At 66.3% G+C, this 25,024-nt stretch carries 17 protein-coding genes; 12 read left to right on the top strand and 5 right to left on the bottom strand.

All coding sequences use genetic code 11. The annotated features are described in order from the left end of the window. Window positions 1-14 precede the first annotated feature (14 nt). Entirely contained in the window at window positions 15-1,175 is a 1,161-nt protein-coding gene (locus AB0N05_RS34565; protein WP_364701978.1) for an epoxide hydrolase family protein, read from the bottom strand. Between the two features lie 100 nt (window positions 1,176-1,275). On the opposite strand from AB0N05_RS34565, the gene AB0N05_RS34560 reads away from it, so the two are divergent. Together AB0N05_RS34560 and AB0N05_RS34555 are read left to right on the top strand one after the other, a co-directional pair. Further along, window positions 1,276-4,269 carry an AAA family ATPase gene (locus AB0N05_RS34560; protein WP_364701975.1) on the top strand — a complete coding sequence of 998 codons (2,994 nt, stop codon included), beginning with the start codon at window positions 1,276-1,278 and terminating at the stop codon, window positions 4,267-4,269. A 69-nt stretch (window positions 4,270-4,338) separates the two neighbouring features. Beyond that, complete coding sequence (locus AB0N05_RS34555; protein WP_364701972.1) at window positions 4,339-5,076, top strand: SDR family oxidoreductase; 738 nt, start codon at window positions 4,339-4,341, stop codon at window positions 5,074-5,076. Window positions 5,077-5,135: 59 nt separating this feature from the next. Here AB0N05_RS34555 and AB0N05_RS34550 read toward each other — a convergent pair whose 3' ends face one another. From AB0N05_RS34550 to AB0N05_RS34540, 3 genes are all read right to left on the bottom strand, one after another. Further along, window positions 5,136-5,648: a L,D-transpeptidase gene (locus AB0N05_RS34550; protein ID WP_364701970.1), complete on the bottom strand. Its 513-nt coding sequence runs from the start codon at window positions 5,646-5,648 to the stop codon at window positions 5,136-5,138. Between the two features lie 193 nt (window positions 5,649-5,841). After that, complete coding sequence (locus AB0N05_RS34545; protein ID WP_364701967.1) at window positions 5,842-6,975, bottom strand: MlaD family protein; 1,134 nt, start codon at window positions 6,973-6,975, stop codon at window positions 5,842-5,844. Between the two features lie 164 nt (window positions 6,976-7,139). Then, entirely contained in the window at window positions 7,140-7,826 is a 687-nt protein-coding gene (locus tag AB0N05_RS34540) for a hypothetical protein (protein ID WP_364701965.1), read from the bottom strand. 98 nt (window positions 7,827-7,924) lie between these two features. Between AB0N05_RS34540 and AB0N05_RS34535 the strand changes: the two genes are divergently transcribed. Continuing rightward, a complete protein-coding gene (locus AB0N05_RS34535; protein ID WP_364701962.1) occupies window positions 7,925-9,109 on the top strand; it encodes an acyl-CoA dehydrogenase family protein in 1,185 nt (394 codons plus the stop codon). Window positions 9,110-9,131: 22 nt separating this feature from the next. Continuing rightward, the gene (locus AB0N05_RS34530) at window positions 9,132-10,211 is read left to right on the top strand and encodes an acyl-CoA dehydrogenase family protein (RefSeq protein ID WP_364701959.1); all 1,080 of its coding nucleotides are present in this window, start codon (window positions 9,132-9,134) and stop codon (window positions 10,209-10,211) included. Between the two features lie 286 nt (window positions 10,212-10,497). On the opposite strand, the gene AB0N05_RS34525 is transcribed toward AB0N05_RS34530, so the two are convergent. Further along, window positions 10,498-13,368 carry a BTAD domain-containing putative transcriptional regulator gene (locus tag AB0N05_RS34525; protein WP_364701956.1) on the bottom strand — a complete coding sequence of 957 codons (2,871 nt, stop codon included), beginning with the start codon at window positions 13,366-13,368 and terminating at the stop codon, window positions 10,498-10,500. Between the two features lie 347 nt (window positions 13,369-13,715). Here AB0N05_RS34525 and AB0N05_RS34520 point away from each other — a divergent pair, with 347 nt between their 5' ends. The 8 genes from AB0N05_RS34520 to AB0N05_RS34485 all read left to right on the top strand — a co-directional run bounded on the left by AB0N05_RS34520 (window position 13,716) and on the right by AB0N05_RS34485 (window position 25,017). Further along, a complete protein-coding gene (locus tag AB0N05_RS34520) occupies window positions 13,716-15,131 on the top strand; it encodes an MFS transporter (RefSeq protein WP_364701954.1) in 1,416 nt (471 codons plus the stop codon). 115 nt (window positions 15,132-15,246) lie between these two features. Next, window positions 15,247-16,029 carry an RsiV family protein gene (locus AB0N05_RS34515; RefSeq protein ID WP_364701952.1) on the top strand — a complete coding sequence of 261 codons (783 nt, stop codon included), beginning with the start codon at window positions 15,247-15,249 and terminating at the stop codon, window positions 16,027-16,029. A gap of 43 nt (window positions 16,030-16,072) precedes the next feature. Beyond that, window positions 16,073-17,002, top strand: coding sequence for a MerR family transcriptional regulator (locus AB0N05_RS34510; protein WP_364701950.1), 930 nt, complete (start codon window positions 16,073-16,075; stop codon window positions 17,000-17,002). Between the two features lie 266 nt (window positions 17,003-17,268). After that, window positions 17,269-18,444: an elongation factor Tu gene (gene tuf / locus AB0N05_RS34505; protein WP_364701947.1), complete on the top strand. Its 1,176-nt coding sequence runs from the start codon at window positions 17,269-17,271 to the stop codon at window positions 18,442-18,444. Between the two features lie 126 nt (window positions 18,445-18,570). Continuing rightward, window positions 18,571-19,518, top strand: coding sequence for a purine nucleoside permease (locus AB0N05_RS34500; protein ID WP_364701944.1), 948 nt, complete (start codon window positions 18,571-18,573; stop codon window positions 19,516-19,518). A 30-nt stretch (window positions 19,519-19,548) separates the two neighbouring features. Beyond that, complete coding sequence (locus AB0N05_RS34495; RefSeq protein ID WP_364701942.1) at window positions 19,549-20,328, top strand: methyltransferase domain-containing protein; 780 nt, start codon at window positions 19,549-19,551, stop codon at window positions 20,326-20,328. A 522-nt stretch (window positions 20,329-20,850) separates the two neighbouring features. After that, window positions 20,851-22,353 carry a DUF222 domain-containing protein gene (locus tag AB0N05_RS34490; RefSeq protein WP_364701939.1) on the top strand — a complete coding sequence of 501 codons (1,503 nt, stop codon included), beginning with the start codon at window positions 20,851-20,853 and terminating at the stop codon, window positions 22,351-22,353. Window positions 22,354-23,859: 1,506 nt separating this feature from the next. Beyond that, on the top strand, window positions 23,860-25,017 hold the full coding sequence (locus AB0N05_RS34485; protein WP_364701937.1) for an acyl-CoA dehydrogenase family protein: 1,158 nt from the start codon (window positions 23,860-23,862) through the stop codon (window positions 25,015-25,017). Window positions 25,018-25,024: the final 7 nt, after the last annotated feature.

Genomic DNA, 25,024 nt, shown 5'->3' with positions numbered 1-25,024 from the left:
CTTCCACTCATGAATCAGCTCTTCAGCGAACCGAAGAACGCGCGAATGTCACCCGCCAGCAGCTCCGGAACCTCCAGCGCCGGGAAGTGCCCGCCGGAGAAGAACTCCGACCAATGCACGATATTGTGCGCCTTCTCCGCGAACCGCCGGATGGCGTAATCGCCGGAGGGGAACACCGCCACGCCCGTCGGCACGGTGCCCTTGGGCTTGGGCGCGAACATGCTCGGGTCGCTGAACCGCTCGAAGTAGTAATTCGCCACACTGCGCGCGGTATCGGTGAGCCAGTAGATGGTGACCGTGGTCAGCATCCTGTCCCGATCGATGGCCTGCTCCGGCAGCTCATGCGCGGCGTCGGTCCACTCCTTGTACTTCTCGATGATCCAACCCAGCTGTCCCACCGGCGAATCCGCCAGCAGCTGCGCGAGGGTGTTCGGCCGCGACCCCGCCAGATTCATGTACGCGGAGCCATTGTCCTGGAACTTCTTCATCGCACCCAGGCGCGTCTTCTCGGCATCGGTGAGTGCGGCCATATCGGCCGGATCGCCGGTCGGGAAGGTGACGAGTGCGTTGGTGTGCACGCCGATCACATGTTCGGAGTGTTCGCGACCCAGGCGTGGGGCGATGAACGCGCCATGGTCGCCGCCCTGCACGCCGTAGCGGTCATAGCCGAGACGCGCCATGAGCTCGGCCAGTGCGCCCGCGACCTTGCCGTCGTGCCAGCCGGTTTCGGTGAGCGGGCCGGAGAAGCCGTGGCCGGGCAGGGTCGGGATGACCAGGTGGAAGGCGGGTGCATCGGGTTCACCGTGCGCGGCCGGATCGGTCAGCGGGCCGATCAGGTCCAGGAAATCGGCGGCGGTGCCGGGCCAGCCGTGCACCAGCAGCAGCGGGGTGGCGTCCTGCTGCTCCGAGCGGATGTGCAGGAAATGCAGGTTCTGGCCATCGATGGTGGTGGTGAACTGCGGGTACTCGTTCAGGCCGGATTCGATGGCGCGCCAATCGAACTTCTCGAGCCAGTAGGTGGTGAGTTCACGCAGGTAGGAGGTGGGGACGCCGCGCTCCCAGCCGGTGCCGGGGACTTCGTCGATCCAGCGAGTGCGGGTGAGGCGGTTGCGGAGGTCGTCCAGGTCGGCCTGCGGGATGTCGATGCGGAAGGGGCGGATGTCCGTGCTGCTCATGAGATAAATACTTCCGGTAACGAGGGGCCCGGCACATCATGAGAATTCGTTATTCGCGGGATGGGTGGGGTCTTTACGCCGGACGCGGCATGATCAGCGAGTGGTGAGTTTTCCAGGCAGCAGCGCTCTGGTCGGCCGGGCCGGAGATATGTCCGCGCTGCTGGACACGGTCGGCGATGAGCAGAAGCATACGGTGCTGATCGCCGGGGAGGCCGGGATCGGGAAGTCGCGGCTGGTGGGGGAGTTCACCCGGCGGCTGGACCCGGGCGCGTTGGTGCTGGTGGGGCGGTGCCCGGAATTCGGCACCGGCGGTGTGGCTTTCGCGCCGTTCCTGGCGGTGCTGCGCAGCCTGGTGCGGCAGGTCGGGGTGGCCGAGGTGGCCGCATTGCTGCCGCCGCGGCCCGCCCTGGCGAATTGGCTGCCGCAACTGGCCGCACATACCGGTGGCGGGGCCCCCGAGACGGATCGGATTCGTCTGTTCGGCGAAATCCTCACGCTGCTGGAGCAATTGGCCATGGCGTGGCCGGTGGTGCTGGTGCTCGAGGACCTGCACTGGGCCGACGATGCGAGCCGGGAACTGCTCACATTCCTGGTAGCCAACCTGGCCGACGGTGAGGTGCTGCTGATCGGCACCTATCGCCCCGGCGATGCCGGACCCCTGCGCGGGCTGGTCGCCGAACTGCGCCGCAACCCCGGCGTGCGAGTGTTCACCCTCGAACCCCTCACCCGTCATGAGGTGGGCCGCCAACTCGCCTCCCTGCTCGATCGTGAGCCCGAACCTGCCCTGATCACCACAGTTTTCGAGCGCAGCGGAGGCAATCCGCTATTCGTGGAAGCCCTTTGGCAATCACCACAGAACGCGCCCGCCGATCTGACCGATCTACTACTCGGCTTCCAATCCGGGCTCTCCGATAAGGCCCGCGAGGTGCTGCGCGTGGCATCGGTGCTCGGTTCGCCGGTGCGACACGACCTGCTAGCGGGTGCGGCCGACCTGGCCCCCGACGCACTCCACACCGCTCTGCGCGAGCTGGTCGACCGTCAACTATTGCTCGCCACCGACACCGGTTACGAATTCCGCCACGTGCTGATCCGCCAGGCCATCTACAACGACCTGCTGCCGATCGAGCGCACCCGCCTGCACACCCGGATCGCCGAAGTCCTCCGCAAGAGCCCCGCCGACGAGTCCGGGGCGGACCTGGCTCACCACACCGAGGCGGCCAGATTGCTCCCGGAATCGCTGGCCGCGTACCTGAACGCCGCAGCGGCACCCACCGCGCTACCTGCCGAACGTCTGCGACTGCTCGACCACGCTCTGGGGCTCTGGGACCGTGTCCCGGCTGCTGAGCACCCGCCGGGCGCGACGAAACTGGCTGTGCTGGAAGACATTCTCGACGCCGCCGTGGAAAGTGGCGCGACCGAACGCGGCATAGCCGCCGCCGATACCGCGCTCGCACTGCACGCTGCCGCCGCATCGACAGATGGCGGTGTCATGTCGACGCTTGGCACTGCCGTGGAAAGTGGTGTGGCCGAGCGGGGTATGGCCGACGCGGATGTTGCGCTCGCATTGCGTACTGCCGCCGCGTCGACGGATGGCGGTGTCATGTCGGCGCCTGATGGCTCTGCGGCAGTACGAGCTGCGGATGATGCGCGGGTCGCACGGTTGTATCGGCAGCGGGCGTTGCTGCGCAGCGGGACCGGTGTCGGGCCGGGGGATGATTTGGCGCGGGCGCTGGAGTTGCTGCCCGCCGAGCTTCCGTCGCTCGAACGGGCCGAGGTGCTCTTGCAATTGGCTGTGGTGCGGATTTTTGGGGGCGATACCGAGGGGACGGTGGAAGACGCCCGGGCGGCGCTCGCCATTGCCGAGCAGTTCGGTGCGAGTGCGCTCGCGGCCCGGGCGCATGGTTATCTCGGTCTTGCTTCGGCCGCTCGAATCGATACCGCGCTGGCGCATTTCCGCGATGCCCATACCGCTGCGGAGGCGGACGGGGATCCACGGGTGCTGCTGGATGTGCTGACTTGGGAGTCGGCGGTGCTGGTGGCCGCCGGTCGGTATCGGGCCGCCATCACCGCTGCCCAGCGGGGGCTGCGGTGCGCGCATGCGGCCCTGCGTTTCTCGGACGCCGCGCCGATCCTGCTGGTGAAGTGGGTGCAGGCGCTGAGCGCGCTGGGGCGGTGGGCGGAGGCCCGAGACCTGGTCGAGGAGGCGGAGTTCGAGCAATTGCCGCCACTCAGCCGGGCGGCACTACGGTTGTGCCAGGGCAGGATCGATCTGGCGCGCGGGGATGCGGAGGCCGCTCGAGCCGGTGCGAGCGCGGCCGAGGAACTGCTGGGCGACGCTCACTGGGCGTTTCAGTACCGCCTGGAACTGCGTACCCTGCAATGCCTGCTGGCCCTTGAATCCGGTGACAGTGACAGTGCGGCAAGGATTCTCACGAAGGTGGCCGCTGTCGAAGAGGCTGCCGAGAGGCTGAATGCTCATCCGCATGAGGCCTGGCCATTGCTGGTCGTCGCGGGTCGGATGCCCAATGCACCTGGTGAATTGATCGAACTGGCCGACTCGCTCTCGATCGCCTTCCCGATCGATGCCGCCTACCATGCCGTATTCACCGCCCGGATGTCCCCATCGGCCGACCGGTGGCAGCACGCGGTCGAGGGCTGGCACACCCTCGAACGCCCCTATGAGGAGGCCGAAACCTTGCTCGCTGCCGCGGGATATCTTGCCGCCGAAGGCAATCGAGACGCGGCCCATGCCGCGCTGCGCACCGTGCTGGACCTCGCGACCCCGCTAGGTGCGACACCCCTCACCGCGGCCGCCACACAACTGGCCACAAGAGCCCGCATCGCCCTGGACCGTGCGCCCGGCGAATCCCCGAATCCCGTGGCCGCCAACCCTTCTCCCCGCTTCGGTCTCACTCCCCGCGAACTTGATGTGCTTCGCCTGGTGGCTAAGGGCCTGAGCAACCGCTCCCTGGCCGCGGAACTCTTCATCAGCGCCAATACCGCAGGCGTGCATGTTTCGCGAATACTCACGAAACTGGGCGTATCCACCCGCACCGAAGCCGCGGCCTTCGCCCACGAACACGACCTGCTCTGACAGTGGGGTGTCGCCCCGTTGAGCCCTTCCGGTGCGGGCGTGGCAAGGTGGACGGGTGGTGATCTTGGGATGAGCAGGGGCGTGCTGGTGACGGGGGCGTCGCGGGGGATCGGGCGGGCGATCGCGCAGGCGTTCGCCGAGCAGGGGGATCGGGTTGCGGTGCATTACTCCTCGCGGCATGCCGAGGCCGAGGAGACGCTGAAGAGCCTGGCCGGGGATGGTCATGTGCTGATCGGCGGTGATGTCTCCATTGCGGCGGAGGCCCAAGCCATTGTCGATACGGCGGTGGCGGCGCTGGAGACCGTCCATGTGCTCGTCAACAATGCGGCGATCAATCTCCCACATCCTCTGCCCTCCACTGATTACGAAGAGTGGCAACGGGTTTGGCGTCAGACGGTGGACGTGAACCTGCTCGGCACCGCCAATGTCTCCTACTGCGCGGCCCGCCACATGATCGAACGCGGTGTGCCCGGCCGAATCGTGAATGTCGGTTCGCGCGGCGCTTCCCGAGGCGAGCCCGACCACCCCGCGTACGGCGCAACCAAAGCAGCCGTGCACGCCCTGGGCCAATCCCTGGCCTTATCTCTGGCCCCGCACAATATCGCGGTCGCCTCGGTGGCTCCGGGCTTCGTGGCGACCGAGCGCGTAGCCGACCGCGTGACCGACGCGGTCCGAGCCCAAAGCCCCTTCGGCCGAGTAGGCGAACCCTCCGAAATAGCCGCGGCCGTTCGCTACTTGGCCTCTCCCGAAGCAATCTGGAGCTCCGGCTCGGTCCTGGACGTGAACGGCGCGTCCTACATCCACTGACGACAAAGAAACAGCCCCTCCCGGCGAGCCGGTAGGGGCTGTTTCGATGCGGCGGTCGATCAGGAAACGACCTCGACCGTGTCACCGGGGTTGAGATAGTTGAAGAACTCGCGCGCACCATCCGGAGTCATCCGGATGCAGCCGTGGGACTTCTTGTCCACCGGGCCGATGTGGAAGGCGATGTCGCCGTTGAAGAAGACGGCGTATTCCATCGGAGCGTTGTGCATGGTGCTCCAGTGGAACGGCTTCTTGAACGCCACGTGGAAGACGCCCGGCGGGGTTTCGAAGCCCGGCATGCCGTGCGAGATCGGGGTGGGGCCGAAAATGACCTTTCCGTTGTCCATCAGCCACGCCTCGTTGGTGTCGAGCTTCAGGCAGGCGCGAGCCTGCGCACCACATGGCGCGGTGACGGGGGTCGTGGTGTCCGGAACGATTGCGGGGACGCCCGGAATGTCCGGCCCGCCGGGCCACAACGGTTCGGCCTGCGCGGGCGCGGCCGCGAGCCCGGCGGTCGCGACGCCGGCCAACACCGCCGATCGCGCCACCACGCCGAGAGAACGCTTGCTCATCATGGAGTCTTGACCTCTCCTACCCTTGGCCCATCACCCTGTTGATGCCGCACGTCAGGATGAGGGACATGTTGTTGGCACAAGCATTGGGACCAGTTGGAGGTACCGGAGATCATTGTGAAGGGTGTACACGAGGATTTGCGGCACAAACTCGCGACACGCGCGCGTTTTACCAGGCGCGTCGTGCCGAGGGGTGTCACTTGATGGGCGGTAGGGTCCGCTCATTGGGATCGACGCCGGTCGGCCGCTGCGCGCCATTATTGGGTACATCCGGGCGCGGAGCATTGCCCGAGCCGCGAATCTGCTGTCCCGGTGGGGGATTGTCGCAGTAGCCGCCCCACTTGGCGAGAGTGCCGTCCTGCACCACGTATTCCGCGACGGTCTTGGCCGTGTACAGGCACCACGTTCGCGGCCAGATGTCCGCGATCGTGTAGAACTCATTGTCGTGCGCCGGGACGCCCATGGCCGAGGTGCCGATGACCAGCGCGGGGAACAGGGCTCGCAGAGCCGGGATTCGCAGTTGTGCGGCATTCACTATGGCGGACAGGGTTCCGGCGAGGGCCTGAATCGGGTCGTCATTGCGGGTGAGAATGGCATCGGCGATCGCGAGCTGCCCGGGCGCATTGTCGAGCAGGCGACGCAGCTCGGCATTGGCGGCATTGGCCGCCTCGAACAGGGTCTCCGAATTGCTGGTCAGCGTGCCGAGATCGGGCTGCGCGTGCGTGGTGGTGCTCGCGATCGAGCGCAGGTTCGCGATCAGGTTGGTGGTCTGCGGCAGCAGATTGTCGAGCCCGTTGACGGCCAGGCTGATGCCGTCGATGAGGTGCCGCAGCTGATCTGGCCCGCCGCTCAGCGCGATATCCAGCTCATTGAGGATGACGCCGAATTTGTCCGGATCGACCTGTGCGATCAAGTCATTGCTATTGGCCAACGCCTCCCAGATCGGCGTCGGGGTGGTGATCTTCTTCGGATCGAAGTGCACCACCGTGCCATTTTCCAGGTAGGGCCCGTCATTGGTATTGGGCCGGAAGTCGAGGTACTGCTCGCCCGCCCCGGACAGGGCGTGGATGGCGATGGTGGTGTCGACCGGAATCCGGTAGCTCTTATCGATCTCCGCGACGGCCTGCACCGCCGCGCCGCCATTGGTGAGCTCGATGGACTTGACCGTCCCGACGCGGTAGCCGCGCCAGGTCACATCGCCGCCGGGCTGTAGGCCGCCCGAGCGATCCAGCTGCACGGTGACGGCATAGGTGCTGTTGGGCGGCCGCACCCGGGCGATATCCAGCGCGAGGTATCCCGCGCCGGCCACCATCACCGTTGCGAGAGCCACGGAAGAAATCAGTGTCTTGTGTTCACTCAGCATGCTCACGGGCCCGCCTTTGCCGATCACGGACAACAGGTTCGGTGCATAGCAAACTCTTGGCGAAACTGCGGGCAATCTAACCACAGGTGCGGACGGGCCCAGCCTCGGCTCGGGGCGGCGGCGCGTGCGGGCTAGTCGAGGCCGGGCGTCAGCAAGCCGAGTTCGGCTGCGCGCACCCCGATTTGGAAGCGCGTCCGCACGCCCAGCCGGTCCATGAGCTCGGCGACCTGACGGCGGTAGGTGCGCAGCGAGACGCCCAAGCGCCGCGCGGCCGCCTCATCGATGAGCCCGAGATTGAGGGAGTTCAAGACCTTCAGCGACATCTCGTCGAACTCGGCCCCGTGCGAATCCAGGTGATTGCCGAGCCCGCACGCGGATTGCCAGGTCAGCAAGGCGAACTGGTGCAGCGTGCGCAAGATCGCCGGTTCTCGGACCAGATACGCGTACGGCTGCTCCGCCCCCGCACCACTCCACAGCACCGCGACGCGCCGGTCGATGATCAGCGCATTGTGGAAATCATTGTCCGTGACCCGAATCTGCGCGCCCTGCGAGGAATGCCGCAGCAGGGGCTGGCGATCCCGGCTCTCCAGATAATCCGGCGAATACAACAACCGGACCTGCTTCCCGCTGGCCAGCAGATCCCCGACCACCACCTGCCCGAGCCGCAAATGATCGGTCGACCTGGTCGGATTCGAAACGGCCACCACCGCTTCACTTCTGGCATGCCGCAGCAGCACCTGGACATCCTGATCCCAGTGCCCATCCTGGCTGAACCGGATGATCCCGGCAGCCGCCCCGGCGTTGGCTCGCGCGCTCATATTCCCCCGATCGTGGCACGAACCGCGCGGTGGCATCAGCTTTGGCAGCTTCCTGCCAGCCGCGCGGGACACGCCCGAATCCTTCGTACGTTCAGGCCATGCACATTGGTTTTACCGAGGAACAGGACCGGTTGCGCAAGCAATTGCGCGAATATTTCGCAGAACTCATGACTCCGGAGCGGCGGGAGGGGCTGCGGCCGGGGCCCGGAGGTGAGCACGGGGACGGGGTCGCCTACCGGGAGATCGTGCGGGCGCTGGGCCGGGACGGGTGGCTGGTGCTCGGGTGGCCGCTGGAGTACGGCGGGCAGGGGCGGTCCATGGTTGATCAGCTGATCTTCAATGACGAGGCGGCCGCAGCCGGAGTGCCGCTGCCGTATCTGACCGTGAATACGGTGGGGCCGACCATCATGCGATACGGCAGCGCCGAGCAGAAGACGTTCTTCCTGCCGAAGATCGCGCGGGGCGAAGTGCTCTTCTCCATCGGCTACTCCGAGCCCGAAGCCGGAACCGATCTGGCGTCGCTGCGCACCCGGGCCGTGCGCGATGGGGACGACTATGTGATCAATGGCGAGAAGATGTGGACCAGCCTGATCGAATACGCCGATTACGTGTGGTTGGCGGCGCGCACCGATCCGGCGGCGGGAAAGCACGGCGGGCTGTCTATTCTGCTGGTTCCGACTGCGGCGCAAGGCTTCTCGTGGACCAAGGTGCACACCATGGCGGGGGTCGGCACCAGCGCCACCTATTACACGGATGTGCGCGTCCCGGTCGCCGATGTGGTGGGCGGGGAGAACCGGGGCTGGTCGCTGATCACCAACCAGCTCAATCATGAGCGAGTGGCACTGAGTTCCGCTGCACCGCTACAGGAATCGCTGCGTCAAGTGCGGAAGTGGGCACAGCAGACCATCCTCCCCGACGGCTCCCGAGTCATCGACGCCCAATGGGTGCAACTGCACCTGGCTCACATCCACGCGCATGCCGAGTACCTGAAACTCCGCAACTGGCGCACCGCCTGGGCCGCCGACTCCGGCGAGCTCGGCCCCGCCGAGGCCTCCGCCACAAAGGTTTTCGGCACCGAATACGCCCCCGAGGCCTACCGCCTGCTCATGGAGATCCTCGGAGCCGAGTCCATCATCCGCGCCGGATCCCCCGGCGAACTACTGCGCGGCCGAATCGAACGCTTCCACCGCTCCTGTCTGATCCTCACCTTCGGCGGCGGCGTCAATGAGGTGCAACGCGACATCATCGCCAAAGCAGCCCTCGGCCTACCCGTAACCCGCTGACCTGTCTTCAAGGAGCCCACCCGTGGATTTCGACTACACCGAAGCCCAGCAAGACCTTTCGGCCCTGGCTCGAGACCTCCTCACCGATTGGTCCGCCCGCAACCCGCATCCCACCGACACCGGCTTCGACCCCGTCCTCTGGACAGCCCTGTCTCGAGCAGGACTGCTGGAAGCCGCGCTCCCCGAACGGGCGGGCGGCACCGGCTTCGGCCTGCTCGAACAGTGCGCCATCCTCACCGAAATCGGCCGAACCGTAGCCCCCGCACCGTATTCCACCACCATTGCCGTCTCCGCAGCCGCCATAGCCGAATTCGGTGCCCAAGCTCAGATCGACCACTGGCTCCCTTCAATCCTGCAAGGCGCGAAAACCATGGCCGCCGCCCTGGCCCGTGAAGCCCCCGCCTTCAAGGCTGTCGAGGCCGGAAAAGACTGGATCCTCAACGGTTCTCAGAGCGCGGTCGCCGCTGCTTCCTTTGCCGATGCCTATCTGATCGAAGCCCACTCCGCAGCAGGACCCCGCCTGTTCATCCTCGACCGAACAACCCCGGGCCTGACCGTCACCGAACAGCACGTAGTGAACGGCACGGACGCAGGTCTCCTAACCCTCACCGACGTTCACCTACCCGACCAAAACCGCCTGTCACCCGATGGCGCAGCCGAGTGGACCCGCCGCCGAGCCACCCTCGCCACCTGTGCCCACCAGCTAGGCGTCCTCGAAAGAGCCCTCGAACTCACCTGCGAATATGCCCGCACCAGAAAGCAATTCGACAAGCCGATCGGCTCCTTCCAAGCAGTCCGCCAACGCCTCGCCGACGCCCACATAGACGTAGAAGCAGTCCGCCTGACCCTCTGGCAAGCAGCCTGGCGCGAATCCCACTCCCTCCCCGCCGCCCCCGAACTATCGGTAGCCAAATACTGGTCCGCCCAAGCAGCCCACCGAGTAGCCCACACCGCAGTCCACATCCACGCCAGCACCGGCATCTACCTCGACTACCCCCTACACCGCTACTTCACAGCAGCCAAACGCTCCGAATTCGAATCCGCCCCCGCCACAACCCACCTCCGCCACCTAGGCCACCACTTGGCCAGCACTCCCGCCTGATGAGAACCGGTTCGATCGGGCGGCGGTGGGTTGGGGCGCGGCGCGGGTGGTCCACCAGGTGGCTTCGGCTCGGGCCAGGGTTAGGTGGGCGGTGAGGGTTGACCAGGATTCGGAGGCGCCGTCGCCGACCCTGGCGACGGCGATCCGGGCGTGCATGGTGCGTGTGCGCACCCCTCGTACGCACGCGGCCATGACTGCAATGTTCGCCTGCACCGTTGACCTCCCTTCGCGGGTGATGGCGTGGGGGAACAGTGCCAGGCGTCGATAAATTTCGAATAAACGGGCCCTACCGAGGGGTGTGGGCGGGGGCGAAGAGGCTGTTCACCGTGGGGGGTGGGAGGCCGGCGCGGCGGAAGATGTCGGTGGCGTCGGAGAGCTCGCGGGCGGCCGTGGCGGTGTCGCCGCGATCGGCGCGGGCGGCGGCGCGCAGGGCCATGGCCCGGGCTCGGTCGATCGGGTCGGCGGCCATATCGAGCAGGTCCAGGGCGCGGGTGGCCTCGTGTTCGGCGGCGGTGGTGTGGCCGGCGCGCAGGTGGATCTGGGCCAGGCGGGTTCGGGCCCAGCCTTCCCAGAGTCGGACCCCATTGCGCTGGGTGAGCCGGACCGCTTCCGCGCCGAGTTCGAGGGCCCGGCCGTGGTCGCCGAGCATCGAACGGGTGGCGGCCAATTCATGGGTGGCCCAGCCCAGTGCGACCGGATTGGAGGATTCGCGGGCCATGGTGATCGCCTTATCGGCCACGGCGATGGCCTCCTCGTACTGGGCGGATTCGCACAGGGTGCGGATGGCCAGGGCGAGAATCCAGGCTTCCATGGAGCGATCGCCCAGGGATCGGGTCAATGCCATGGCATTGGCGTAATGGCGGTGCGAGTCCTTGGTATTGCCGAGGCGGCGGTCCGCGATGCCGAGCAGCAGTTCGGCCAGCACCTGGAGCCTGCGCTCGACATCATTGGTGGGCGGCGCGATCACCTGGAGGTACTCCAGGCTGGCCGCCACCTCACCGAGCCCGACCTGGAGCAGCGCACCCAGGGAGGTCCGGACCCGCCGCACGCTTCCCTCGTCACCCTCACGAATGGCGGTGTGCAGCAAGGCTTTCAGAGCGTCAGCGAGTTCCCGGGCGCGGGTGCCCGCATCGATGATCTCGGCCATCACCCAGGCCAGGTCAGCCGCCACCGCGACCGCCTGACCACCCACCCGGGCAGCCTGCCGATGCAGCGCGATCACGACCGGGCGCTCGATATCGTTCCAGCACTGGCCATCCGCGCCGCTGGAGAAGTGATGTCCGGGCACGTTGGTGGGCACCAGCAGGGATGTCACATTGCTGTAATCGATTGCGCTGAGCAGGTTCTTGGCGCTGGCCAGGTAGTAGTCGAGCAGCCGGGCCAGGACATCCGACTCGTCCTCGCCGGGCAGCCGCCGCGCGAACAGTCGCAGCAGATCGTGGAAGTAATAGCGTCCCGGCGCGGCGGTCTCCAAAAGGCTGAGATCCACCAGTGATTCGCAGAGATACTCGGCGTCCGTCACCTCGACGCCCAGTACCGCGGCCGCGCCGTCGACCGGGAAGTCGGGCACATCGGCGCGGGCCAGCGTGCGAAAAGCCCTGGCCTGCTCCGGATTCAACTGCCCATAGCCGAGCCGGAAGGCCGCCGCGACAGTCAAGTCACCGGTTTGCAGCACGTCCAGCCGCTGGCTCTCATCGGCGAGCCGGGCCGCCAGCGACGCGATCGACCACTGCGGCCGCACCGCCAGCCGCGCACCGACAATGCGCACTGCCAGCGGCAGGCGCGCGCACTGGGTGATCACCGCATGCGCCGCATCTTGTTCGGCGGCAACCCTTTCCGTGTCGAGCAGGCGGGTCAGCAGGGTGAGGGCTTCCTCGGTTTCGAGGACGTCGAGGCGGGTTCGGCGCAGGGCGGGCAGTTCCGTCAACGCTGACCGGCTGGTGATCAGCACTGCGGTCCCCGGCGTCCCGGGCAGCAGCTGGCGCACCTGGGCGCTGTCGCGGGCATTGTCGAGCACCATGAGAATCCGCTTGTCGGACAACAGGGTTCGCAATTGTGCGGCGCGATCGTCCACACCTGGCGGGATATCGCCCTCCGCGACGCCGAGCGCGCGCAGGAATCCGCCGACCGCATCACCGGGGGAGACGGGTTCGGCATCCACTCCGCGCAGGTTCACGTACAGCTGCCCGTCGGGGAATCGGTCCCGGACCCGGTGCGCGATGTGCAGCGCCAGCGTTGTCTTCCCGACTCCACCCATGCCACCCACCGCAGAGATGGCGACCGCGCTGCCGTCACCCGTCAGCTGCGCCGCGATCTCCTCGGCCAGCTGCGACCGCCCCGTGAAATCGGCAATATCGGGCGGCAATTGGGCGGGCGTCTGCACCGCGCGAGCGGGCCGCACCACGGGTGGCAGATCCGCGCGCAGAATTCGCACATGCACCGCGGCCAGCTCCGGCCCGGGTTCGACGCCGACGCCGTCAACCAACGCCCGGCGAGCCCGCGCGTACTCTTCCAGCGCCTCGGCCTGCCGCCCGCAGTGATACAGCGCGGTCATGAGCAGCGCCCGGAAGCGTTCCCGCAGCGGATGCTCCTCGATCAGCGGCCCGAGTTCGGCGACCGCCTCGGCGCTATGGCCGGTTTCGATATCGAGGGCGAGCCGATCCTCCAGAATCGCCAGCCGCCACTGCTCGAGCCGCGCCCGCTGGCGTTCGGCATAGGGTCCGGGCAGCGCGCCGAGCGCGGGCCCCTCCCACTGGTTCAGCGCCGAGACCAGGGTGTCGCGGGCCGTCACCGGATCGTCGTCACGCAGTTTGTCGGCCGAGGCCACCCGGTCGGCGACCTCGTCGATATCCGTGCAGCCCTCCGGAACCCGCAGCGCGTACCCGTCACCGATGGACACCAGCAGCGTGGACGGCCCCCGATTCACCCGGTCCGGTTCCAGCTCGCGGCGCAGCTTGGCGACATGCGTGCGTAGCGCCGGAACGGCCCGCAGCACCGGATCCTCCCCCCAGATGCCCTCCACGAGTTCAGCGGCCGTCACCGCTTTACCCTCCCGCAGCAGTAACGCCGCCAGCACAGCCCGCCGCTGTGGCGGCCCTAATTCAATAGGCGTATCCCCGCGCCAAGCGCGGACCTCTCCCAGTACGGCAAATCTCAACAAACCGACCTCCCCGTTCGGCAGTGTAGATGGCCGCCAGCTGCATTGATCCGCCAACTATCCAACACTGATCCGAGCCCTCCATCGTGGAATATCGGCCCGACCACCGGGTCTGTCAACGCAGTTTCCACTGCAAACAGGGGGAGGGACCCATGACTCACCGCGCATCCGACAATGTCGCGCGCGCCGGAGGGGGCGCTGCTGCGGCGCAAACCCGAACGGCTGCGGGCCTTGCGGCGGGGGAAGCAGACGCTGCTGCGGGAGGAGGCGGAGCAAGTGCTGCTGTGAGGGGAGACGGAACCGGCGAGGGTGTTGATGCGGTGCAGACCCGAACGGTTGCGGGCCCTATGGCGGGAGGAGCCGGAGCGGGCGCTACTGCGGGGCGAGTTGGCGCCGGGGTGGTGCTGCTCGTGGTGTGCGCTGCTTCGTTCCTGACTTTTCTGGACGTCTCGGTGGTCAATATCGCGTTTCCGAGCATCAGTAAATCGTTCTCCGGCACACCGGAATCCGCGCTCACCTGGGTGGTCAGTGGTTACAGCGTCACCTTTGCCGCGGGGCTTGCGCCCGCTGGGCGGTTGGCTGATGTTATTGGGCGCGGCAGGCTGTTTCTGATCGGTCTGGCCGCCTTCGTGCTGACCTCGCTGGCCTGCGCGGCGGCCCCGACCGCTGAATGGCTCATCGGCGCGCGGCTGCTGCAAGGTGTGGCGGCGGCTGTGGTTGTGCCAGCCTCGGTGGGATTGCTGCTGGGCGTGGTCGAACCGGCCAAGCGGGCCAGTGCGATCGGCACTTGGACGGCCACCAATGGGCTTGGCGCGGTGCTGGGCCCGGTGCTCGGTGGGCTGCTCGTGGACCAGTGGGGGTGGCGCGGGATTTTCGCCATCAATATTCCGGTTGGGCTGGCGTTGGTGCTGGCCGGATTCTGGCTGATTCCGTTGAAGCGCCCGCAGGCGCGCGGTCCGCTGCCGGATGCGCTGGGGGCCATTGTGTTCGCCACTGCCACCGGGGCGCTGGTCGCCGCCATTACCCGTGGTCAGGATTGGGGCTGGGACTCTCCGCTCACCACGGCCTTGCTCGTCGGTGGGGCGGCGGCGCTCGGTGTGGCTTTGCTGCGCGCCCACTATCACCGCAGTCCGGCCGTGGACCTGGATCTGTGGCGCGTCGGCCTGTTCGCTCGCACCAGCGCCGCCTCGGCGGTCATCGGTTTGGCGCTGTTCGCCCACATGCTCATGGGCCCGATTTTCCTCGCCACGGTCTGGCATTACTCGGTTATCAAGGCATCATTCGTGCTGACTATCGCGGCGGTCGCGGCCATGATCACCTCGGTGATCGTCGGCAAGATCGGGACGCCGGAGAACGCGGGGCGGCTGTCGGCGCTGGGGGCACTGCTCTTCGCCGCCGGGGCCGCGCTGCTGGGCACCCATCTGCTGACCGATACCGAACGGCTGTGGACGGTTTGGGCTCCGGCAGCGGTGCTGGTCGGGCTGGGAATCGGGCTCGCCTTCGCGGCCTTGGGGATTTCGGCCTCGGCCTCGATTCCGGAGGAGAAGTTCGCCGCCGGACTGGGGATGAACTTCACGGTGCGGCAGGTCGGCGGCGGACTCGGCATCGCGATTCTCGCGGCCATGGTCTCCGCGCACGGGCCGAATCTGCTGGACGCGGTGCACGAGCTGTATCGGGTGGAGGCGGTGGTGCTGCTGGCCGCGGTACCGCTGTGCCTGACGCTGAAACCGGCGAAGACCAAGGAGCCCGTCGCGGTGGGATAGCGCGACACCGCGCGAGACGCGCCGGATCATTGGCCGTTCATTGGAATCCTGCAAGCGCGATCCCGACCCTGGAGTGAGGCGCCGAATACCGCGGTGCCCGGATCAGGGAGGGCACATGAGGATCAGGATCGCCGCTGCCATTGCCGCACTGTCCGTGGGGCTCACCGCCTGCCAGGGGCAACAGTCGCCACCGTCGATGCCGAAAACCCTGAACACGACGACCGAGCAGCCGACCACCGTGCAGCCGACGACCGAGAATCCGCAGACCTCGGACGCGATTCCGCCGAGCAATGCGCTCTCCACCTCGCAGACACGGGTGAACGGCAAGCAGGGCACCGTCAACTACGACGTGACACTGCCGCAGGTGCTGGGCGGAAACGGCAGTGCGGCAACAGCATTCAATGACGGCATGCGGGCGCTGCTCCAGAAGCGCATAGACACCTACTCCACGGCGGTATCGATCACCGATTCCAGCAAGCTGAGCAAGGTCGAGCACATCGGCACGCATGTCGTCAGCGGCTTCCTGTGGCTGAGCATCGACGGCGGCGGCGCACACCCGTGGACTGAATTGGCTACGTATGTCATCAATATCGACACCAAGAAGGAGATCACGCTCGCGGATCTGTTCAATGATCAGCAGGCGGGACTCGACGCGCTGTCCGTGCAAGCGGCGAAGCTGCTGCCCGCGACCAAGACCGGTGACAGCTACGACCGCAAGGGCATCACCGCGACCGTCGAACATTTCCAGACCTGGACGGCGACGCCCTCGGGCATGCACGTCTACTTCCAGATGGGCCAGGTCGGGCCCGCCGCCATGGGGCCGGTTGATATCACCATTCCTTGGGATGACCTGATCAATGTGTTGAAGCCGGGACGAGTCGCGCTGATGTCCAGCTAAAGGACTTGAGCTTCCCCTAGGGGGAGACAGCAAGCTGTACCTCATGGACGACGAGACGCTCTACACCATCGGTGCCCTGGCCGAACGGACCGGATTGACGGTCAAGACGATTCGGTTCTACTCCGATCGCGGCATCGTCCCGCCGACCATGCACAGCCCCGCCGGCTACCGGCTCTACGACATCGACGCGCTGACCCGCCTGGAGTTGGTCCGCACGCTGCGCGATCTCGGGGTGGATCTGGCGACCGTGCGCCGCGTGCTGGACCGGGAAGTCTCGGTCCGGCAGGTGGCGGCCGCACACGCCGACGCCCTCGACGTGCAGATCCGGGTGCTCCGGACGCGGCGCGCGGTATTGCGCGCGGTGGCCGAGCGGGGATCCGACTCACGGGAAATGGAACTCATGCACAAGCTGGCCAAGCTGTCCGCCACCGAGCGGCAGCGCCTCGTCCACGAATTCGTCGATGACACGTTCGGCCGGGCCGACGCCAATCCGGCCATGATGGAACTGGTTCGGACGACCATGCCGGAGCTGCCGGACGAGCCGCGCACCGAGCAGATCGAGGCGTGGATGGATCTGGTGGAACTCATCGGCGATGAGGATTTCCGGGCGGCGATCCGGCGCATGGCCGAGTATCAAGCGCGCGAACGGGCCGCCGGGGATGACACCGGACTGCATCACGATCTGACCGAAGCCGTGCGCGATGAGGTCGGGCGAGCGGTCGCGGACGGGATCACGCCGGGTTCCGCGGCGGCCGACGCGATTATCGACAAGCTGACCGCGCGCTATGCGGAGACCTTCGGACGGCCCGATGGTCCTGCCATGCGCGAGTGGATTATCGAGCGGCTCGAGGTGGCCAATGATCCACGGGTGGAACGCTATTGGCGTCTCGTCGCGGTCATCAACGACTGGCCCGAACTGCCTGATCTCGCACCCATTTTCGGCTGGTTCGGCGAGGCCTTGCGCGCTCGATAGCCCGGCCTCGATCAATAAATCACTGGCGTGGACACCGGTCGGCAGGCACCATTGCCCGCATGTCCACGCTCACCATCGCCGCACAGCCCGCAGTCGCGGGTGCGATGGTTGCTGCCCTGGCACTCTCCGCACTCGACGGCGCACGAAGCTGACCTTCTCCGGGACGTCCCCGGGACCTCAGACGGGGAAGGTCGGCTCGTTGCTGAGGTCCTCACTCGAATCATGCTGTCGCGCAGAGCGATAAGCCGCCACACGGAGAATTCATCATGGCCAAGCAGGCCTTCGTCCGCACCAAGCCGCACCTGAACATCGGCACGATGGGGCACGTCGACCACGGCAAAACCACACTGACCGCCGCCATCACCAAGGTGCTGGCCGAGCAGGGTGGCAGCACGTTCACGCCGTTCGACCGCATCGACCGCGCCCCGGAGGAGATCGAGCGCGGCATCACCATCAATATCGCGCATGTCGAATACGAAACCGCCACACGGCATTACGCCCACGTGGACATGCCGGGCCACGCCGACTTCGTGAAGAACATGATCACGGGCGCGGCCCAGCTCGACGGTGCGATCCTGGTGGTGTCGGCGCTCGACGGCGTCATGCCGCAGACCTCCGAGCATGTGTTGCTGGCCCGCCAGGTCGGCGTCGAGCACATAGTCGTCGCGCTCAACAAGGCCGACGCCGGGGACGGCGAGCTCCTGGAGCTGGTCGAGCTCGAGGTGCGGGAACTGTTGTCCGCCAACGGATATGACGGTGACAACCTGCCGGTCGTACCGGTGTCCGGACTCCGGGCGCTGGAAGGCGACCAGCACTGGTCGAACGAGCTGCTGCGGCTGCTCGACGTGGTGGACGAGTACATTCCCATGCCCGTCCGCTACACCGACGCCCCGTTCCTCATGCCGGTGGAGAACGTGCTCACCATTACCGGTCGCGGCACCGTCGTGACCGGTGCGGTGGAGCGCGGTGTCGTCCGGCTGGGGGACAAGGTGGCGGTGCTCGGGCTCGGCAGCGAGGTCGAGTCGGTCGTCACCAGTGTCGAAACCTTCGGCCGGACAATGGAATCGGCCGAGGCGGGCGACAATGTCGCGTTGCTGCTGCGCGGTGTGCAGCGCGGGCAGATCCGGCGCGGGCAGGTGGTCGCGGCGGTCGGCAGCATTGCCGTGCACACGCGGTTCACCGCCCGGGTGCATCTGCTGAGCGCGGCGCAGGGTGGCCGCCGTACGGCGATCACCACCGGTTACCGGCCGCAGTTCTACCTGCGTACCGGTGACGTGGTGGGCGATGTGGTCATCCCGGAGGGCCGCGCGCTGCCGGGCGAAACCGTCGAAGTGACGGTGACGCTGGGTCGTCCGGTTCCGCTGGAGCCGGGCCTCGGTTTCGCCGTCCGTGAGGGCGGGCGCACCGTGGCCGCGGGCACGGTCCTCGCCGTGACCGAGTAGGAAGTTCCCGGCCCCGAGTCCTGTACTCGGGGCCGGGAATCATTCGTCTCGGCTATCGACATGTGCTCGGCTACACCGCGTGTCGTGCAATGGGAGTGCTGCGGGTAGTTCGCCTATTCTGACCGGATGACCAGTCGTAGCCAGAAATTTGCCATCGCCTTGGGTGTCGCGGCCCTAGCCTTGACCGGCTGCTCCGGCGGATCCAAGGACGACTCCGGCAAGATCGATGTCGGCGTCCTGGTCATCACCATGTTCGACCCCGAGAACGAAGTCTGGCTGAAGCGCGAGCAGCTCCCCACCACGGTGGAAGTGCCCGGCGCGTTCAAGCCGGTCCGCTGCAACTCGGACAAGCTCTGCGTCGCCGAAACCGGCCAGGGCAAAGCCAATGCCGCCACCACCATGATGGCGATCCTCGGCAGCGACAAGTTCGACTTCTCGCACGCCTACTTCCTCACCTCCGGCATTGCGGGCACCCCACCGGACCAGGGCACTCTCGGCGGCGCGGCCTGGGCCCGCTGGGTGGTCGACTTCGACCTGGGCAACCACCTCGACCCCGCCGAAGCGCCTGGTATCCCCTTCGGCTTCCGCCCCGTCGGGGACTACAACACCGGCGCCTACCACTTGAACGAAACCCTGGTGGACAAGGCCTATGAGCTCACCCGCGAAGCCACTCTCGCCGACAGTCCGGAAGCCGCCGCCGAACGCGCCCACTACCCGGGCCAGGAAGGCCGCACCCCTTCGGTCATGAAGTGCGACACCATGACCGGCGACGACTTCTACTCCGGCAAGTTCCTCTCCGACACGGCCCGCTACATCATGGGCGTGCGCACCAAGGACCAAGGCGTCTACTGCTCCACCCAAATGGAAGACAACGCCACCGCCACCGCGCTCAACGCCCACGGCTACCTCAACCGCTACCTATCCCTGCGCACCCTCAGCAATTTCGACCAGCCGTACCCCGGCCAATCCGTGGTCGACCACATCGACCACTCCACCGCTGGCTTCCAACTGGCCTTGGACAACGCCTACACCCTGGCTCGTCCCGTCGCCGAGTACCTCATCAAGAACCCGTAGCATTATCAAAAACCGCCTAGCATTGGCTGGATGGGCGATCACAGTGAGTGGGAAGTCGAAAACACCGAACTGCATGCGCGCCGGGCGAATTCATTCGGCTCCCAGGCAGCCGTCTACTCCGAGCATCGCCCCGACTACCCGCTCGCGGGCATCCGCTGGGCGCTGGAATCTGTGGCCGATCTCGCCGGCCCGGAAGTGCTGGACCTCGGTGCGGGCACAGGCAAACTGACCGGCGGACTACTCGAACTCGGAGCCCGCGTCACAGCCATCGAGCCCGACGACTCCATGCGAGCCGAACTCGAACGCCTCTACCCGAAGGTCCCCACCGCATCGGGTACAGCGGAATCCATTCCCCTCCCGGACAATTCGGTAGACGCAGTCCTGGTCGGCCAAGCCTTCCACTGGTTCAACCAATCCGAAGCCTTCCCCGAAATCGCCCGAGTCCTCCGCCCGGGCGGCGTCCTCGCCGCCTTTTGGAACGCCCCCGACGACACAGTCGACTGGGTAACCGAACTAGACAAAATCTCCCACTCCTCAGCCTCTTTCACCCAACGCACCTCCAATTCCCTCCCCGCCCACCCTCTCTTCCACCCGTTCGAACGATCCGACTTCCCCCACACCCACCGCTGCACCGCTGAAACCCTCACCACCACCATCAGCACCCACTCCCACATCCTCGTCATCTCTCCAGAAGAGCGCACCCAACTCCTCTCCCGCATGATGACTCTCCTCCGCGCAAACCCCGAAACCGCCACCGGCGAATTCGACTACCCCTTGCGCACCTTGACAATTCGCACCACCCTCCGCTGATCCCCACCCCGCAAGGTTCGCGGACGGCTCGGCCTTCGGCCATCGCTTTCATTAACCGCACCGGTCAAAACCAGCGTCTCGACCGCTCGTGCCCCAAGCGCACGGCAGTACGGATATAGCGTGGTCGCCTCGCCTGCCGTACCCGACGTTGGCTCCCCGGCCCGGAGCCGCCCCCTCTCGTTCCAGCCTGGCTGGATGGCTGTGGTCCCGTTCCGGGACCAACAACCAAAGACAAAACACGAAAAGACAAGAGACGAAAGAACAAAAGACAAGAGCGCCTGGACGAGAAGAGATGAAAAGACTCGAGAACAAGACTCGAGACACCCACCGGGTGCGGGTATCGGCGTGTCGCGGCGTGTCGGCGTGACCTGTTCACCGAGGGGGACATGAGCCGGGGTTTTGTCCGGTTACCCCTGCCTCATGTCCCCCTGAACGTGTTCCACCCACGAGATAGTCTGAATATCCGCAGATCAGATGCCGTATTCCCTTCTCTTGCTTGATCATTCGCGGTAGAATTAGCAAATGAGTTCGAACCAGGAAACATTCACCATCTCGGGGGCCGGTCCGCTGGCCACCGCGGTGAATGCCCTGCTCGACACCTCCCTCACCGCCCTGCCCGAAGCCGATCTCACCGCGCTGCTGCACGAGATCGAAACCAGCACCCGCCAGTTGGCCGCGCTCGGACACCGCCTCCTGGTCGAAGCGTGCGAGCGGTCGCTGCCCCAGCGCGTGGGCGCGGGATCGCCGGTGCGGTTCCTGGAGGAGACCCTGCGCCTGTCCCATGCCGATGCGATCGCGCGGGTGAACGCCGCCAAGCACCTCGGGACTTGGCATGACGTGGCGGGGCGGGCGTTGGCGCCGATGCTCGCGCACACCGCGAACGCGCAAGCCGCCGGGGAGATCTCCGCCGATCACGCCCGCGTGATCGCGAAGATCACCGACCTGATCCCGCACCTGATCCCGCGCGAGGACCGCGAAGCCGCCGAGCAGATCCTGGTCGAGTTGGCGCGCTCGGCGTCCCCGGACGACTTGGTGAAGGTCGGTGCGCGGATCATCGATCACCTGGACCCGGACGGCACACTCACCGACGACTCCGACCGTGCCCGCCTGCGTGGAGTGGTGATCGGGCGCCAGCGCGCGGATGGGATGTCCCCGATCAAGGGCGAACTCACCCCGACCCTGCGCGCCCTGCTCGACCCCGTGCTCGCGAAGCTGGCACGCCCCGGCATGTGCAACCCCGAGGATCCGCAAAGCCCGTGGGTGGCTGATGATTCGGTGCCGCGTGAGCAGGTCGAACAGGCCGCCCAGCGCGATCGGCGCAGCGCCGCGCAACGCAATCACGATGCGTTGCAGGCATTGCTGCGCCCGGAAATGGGACCCACCGAACTCGGCTCCCATCGCGGGCTGCCGGTCTCGACCGTGATCACCATGTCTTTGGCCGAGTTGGAGTCCGCCGCCGGGGTCGTCACCACCGCTTCCGGTGGCACGGTGTCGATTCCGGTCGCGTTGAAGCTGGCGGAGAAGGCGTTGCCGTTCCTGGCCTTGTTCGATCACGCGGGTATGCCGCTGCACCTCGGGCGTGGGCAGCGTCTGGCCAACCCCGCGCAGCGTTTGGCCTTGATCGCCGCCGAGCGCGGCTGCACCCGCCCGGGCTGCAACGCCCCCGCCACTCTCACTGCGGTGCACCATGTGTCGGAGTGGGCCGACGGCGGCAACACCGACATCGAAAACTTGACGCTGGCGTGCGATCACTGCCATGCACTTGTCAACGACGGCCCCGACGGCTGGAAGACGGTGAAACTCGGTGCTGATTCGCAGTTCCCGGGGCGTACCGCGTGGATCGCACCGGCGCATATCGATCCGACCGGTACACCGCGCGTGAATCACCGCCACCACTCCAAAGAGCTGCTCGCCCTGGCCAAAGCCCGGATCCGGGTGCGTGAGGAACGCGATGCGCGTGCGGCGTGGTTCCATCGCCGCACTACCGCGCAACGCACCGCCGCGCTGGCCTGCGCCAATATCTGAACACCCTCCCAACGTCACCGCCCGTGACGCCGACACCCCCTGTCGGCGGCACGGGTGTTCGTGTTTGCTGGGTCGGCTCGGCCTGCGGCCATCGCTTTCATTAACCGCACCGGTCAAAACCAGCGTCTCGGTCGCTCGTGTCCCAAGCGCACGGCAGTACGGATATCGCGTGGTTACGCCGCCTGCCGTACCCGACGTTGGCTCCCCAGCCGGGAGCCGTTACCTCTCGTCCCGGCCTGGCTGGAAGGTTGTGGTCCCGTTCCGGGACCAAACCCCAAAGAGCAAAACGCGAAAAGACAAGAGACACAAGACAAAAGACGCCTGGACAAGAAGGGACAAGACCTCAAGGAACAAGACTCGAGACGCCCCGGGCCGTGGAGGTCTCCCTGGCTCGCTGCGCTGCGCGTCCCGGACCTCGCTGCGCTTCGCATCCGGGCGCCGCTGCGCTTCGGGTCCCGGATCTCGCTGCGCTTCGCATCCCGGGCGTCGCTGCGCTGCGCGTCCCGGACCTCACTGCGCTTCGCATCCCGGGCGTCGCTGCGCTGCGCTTCCACCGACTCAGTCTCGAAGGGGGCCTGCGGGTGCGCCGAGTTGCGGGTGGCGGAAGTCGAGTTGCGGTTGGCGGGGGTGAGGGAGCTCTTGTGGTGGGATTTCCGGCGTGTCCCCACCACCACAGCTCCCTCACCGCGCCGACCGGCGTGTCGGGCCGCGCCACGCGCGTGTCAGGGTGGCCGGTTCATCGAGAGGGGACATGAGCCGGGGTTTTGTCCGGTTACACCAGCCTCATGTCCCTCCTGAACGTGTTCTACCCCTAAGACGCGCAGCGGCGGGGCCATCGGAGGCTTCACGGCTGCTCGTTGGGGTTTGTTCTTGTCTTGTATCTCTTGTTTTGTCCCTTCTTGTCCAGGCGTCCTTGTCTTTTATCTTGAATCTCTTGTCTTTTCGTGTTTTGTCTTTGGTGGTTGGTCCCGGAACGGGACCACAGCCATCCAGCCAGGCTGGAACGAGAGAGGACGGCACCCAACGGGGGAGCCAACGTCGGGTACGGCAGGCGAGGCGACCACGCTATATCCGTACTGCCGTGCGCTTGGGACACGAGCGTCCCGAGACGCTGGTTTTGACCGGTGCGGTTAATGAAAGCGATGGCCGAAGGCCGAGCCGTCCGCGAACCTAACCCGGCAGTGGTAGAGCGGAGGACGCTGAGGCTGGTCGTTGATCCGGATGCCGGACAGGGTGGTGGGGTTTATGCAGAAGAGAGGGGTGAGCTCTCGGTGGGCGTGTCAAGTTCGCGTGGAGTGGCCGCACATCTGGCCGACAACAGTAGTAGAGCGATTGGCTGCGCACGACGCATCGGAGCCGTCGAGTTGAATTGTCCTGTTAGTCAATGGCATAGCGCACTGATCCTCTCAGCGTTCACTTCGCCCCGGCCGGGCGTCTGCGGCCGTCAGGGCAGAGGCTGGCCGGGAATGTCTGTTCGGGGTGAGGGAGATCGCGGAGGATTGAACGATGGAACGTGGGCACTACACCGATGATCACCTGGCCTTCGCGGAGTTGGCGCGAGGGTTTGTGCGGAAGGAGGTGGCGGGCCGGTACCTGGAGTGGGAGGAAGCCGGGATCGTGCCGAGGGAGGTGTTTGCTCGGGCGGGGGAGTTGGGGCTTATCGGGTTTGCTGTGCCGCAGGAGTATGGCGGGTTGGGGGTGCGGGATTTTCGGTTCAATCAGGCGCTGATCGAAGTGTTCATGGATGAGGGCTGTGCTGGGGTGGGGCTGAATTTTGCGCTGCACAATGACATTTGCACGCCCTATCTGGTGCAGTTGACCACGGAGGAGCAGCGGGGGCGGTGGCTGCCGGGGTTCGTGGCGGGGACGTTGATCGCGGCGATCGGGATGACTGAGCCTGGGGCCGGGTCGGATGTGGCTGGGATACGGACTGCGGCAGTGGATATGGGGGATCACTTCTTGGTCAATGGCGCGAAGACGTTTATTACCAATGGGATCAATGCGGATTTGGTTATTGCGGCGGTGCGGACTTCGGAGGAGCGGCATCGGGGGGTGACGCTCTTGGTGATCGAGCGGGGGATGGAGGGGTTTGAGCGGGGGAGGAATCTCGAGAAGCTGGGGTTGCACTCGCAGGACACTGCGGAGATGAGCTTCACGGATGTGCGGGTGCCGAAGGGGAATGTGTTGGGGGAGGTGGGGCGGGGGTTCGAGTATTTGATGCGGAATCTGGCGCAGGAGCGGATGCAGATTGCGGTGGCTTGTTTGGCACGGGCTCGGGCGGCGCTTCGGATGACCGTTGAATATGTCGGTGCGCGAAAGGCTTTCGGGCAAGCCATCGGCGGGTTTCAGAATACGAAGTTCGTGCTTGCCGATGTGGCTACCGAGGTTTCGGTGACCGAGGCATTCGTCGACAAGTGCGTCATCGAGCTCAATGCCAACCGGCTCACCGGGGCCGACGCGGCGAAGGCGAAGTTGTGGGCCTCGGAGATGGAGTTCCGGTGTATCGACAAGTGTCAGCAGTTGTTCGGCGGGTACGGGTACATGCGGGAGTATCCGATCGCCCGCGCGGCCGCGGATGCGCGGATCACGCGGGTATACGGTGGCACCTCGGAGATTATGCGGGAGATCATCGGGCGTGACTTGAAGCTGACCGACCGCACATAGCCGTAAA

Source organism: Nocardia sp. NPDC051030 (assembly GCF_040683015.1).
Taxonomy (GTDB): domain Bacteria; phylum Actinomycetota; class Actinomycetes; order Mycobacteriales; family Mycobacteriaceae; genus Nocardia.
Note: the sequence above shows the minus strand (reverse complement) of the source record. Positions and strands in the feature narration are given on the sequence as shown.

Bases quoted from the DNA above. Each gene is read 5' to 3' on its own strand.
- AB0N05_RS34555 (WP_364701972.1), top strand. From the start codon at position 4,339: ATGAGCAGGGGCGTGCTGGTGACGGGGGCGTCGCGGGGGATCGGGCGG.
- tuf (WP_364701947.1), top strand. From the start codon at position 17,269: ATGGCCAAGCAGGCCTTCGTCCGCACCAAGCCGCACCTGAACATCGGC.
- AB0N05_RS34550 (WP_364701970.1), bottom strand. From the start codon at position 5,648: ATGATGAGCAAGCGTTCTCTCGGCGTGGTGGCGCGATCGGCGGTGTTG.
- AB0N05_RS34535 (WP_364701962.1), top strand. From the start codon at position 7,925: ATGCACATTGGTTTTACCGAGGAACAGGACCGGTTGCGCAAGCAATTG.
- AB0N05_RS34490 (WP_364701939.1), top strand. From the start codon at position 20,851: ATGAGTTCGAACCAGGAAACATTCACCATCTCGGGGGCCGGTCCGCTG.
- AB0N05_RS34540 (WP_364701965.1), bottom strand. From the start codon at position 7,826: ATGAGCGCGCGAGCCAACGCCGGGGCGGCTGCCGGGATCATCCGGTTC.
- AB0N05_RS34515 (WP_364701952.1), top strand. From the start codon at position 15,247: ATGAGGATCAGGATCGCCGCTGCCATTGCCGCACTGTCCGTGGGGCTC.
- AB0N05_RS34500 (WP_364701944.1), top strand. From the start codon at position 18,571: ATGACCAGTCGTAGCCAGAAATTTGCCATCGCCTTGGGTGTCGCGGCC.
- AB0N05_RS34565 (WP_364701978.1), bottom strand. From the start codon at position 1,175: ATGAGCAGCACGGACATCCGCCCCTTCCGCATCGACATCCCGCAGGCC.
- AB0N05_RS34520 (WP_364701954.1), top strand. From the start codon at position 13,716: ATGGCGGGAGGAGCCGGAGCGGGCGCTACTGCGGGGCGAGTTGGCGCC.
- AB0N05_RS34510 (WP_364701950.1), top strand. From the start codon at position 16,073: ATGGACGACGAGACGCTCTACACCATCGGTGCCCTGGCCGAACGGACC.
- AB0N05_RS34495 (WP_364701942.1), top strand. From the start codon at position 19,549: ATGGGCGATCACAGTGAGTGGGAAGTCGAAAACACCGAACTGCATGCG.
- AB0N05_RS34485 (WP_364701937.1), top strand. From the start codon at position 23,860: ATGGAACGTGGGCACTACACCGATGATCACCTGGCCTTCGCGGAGTTG.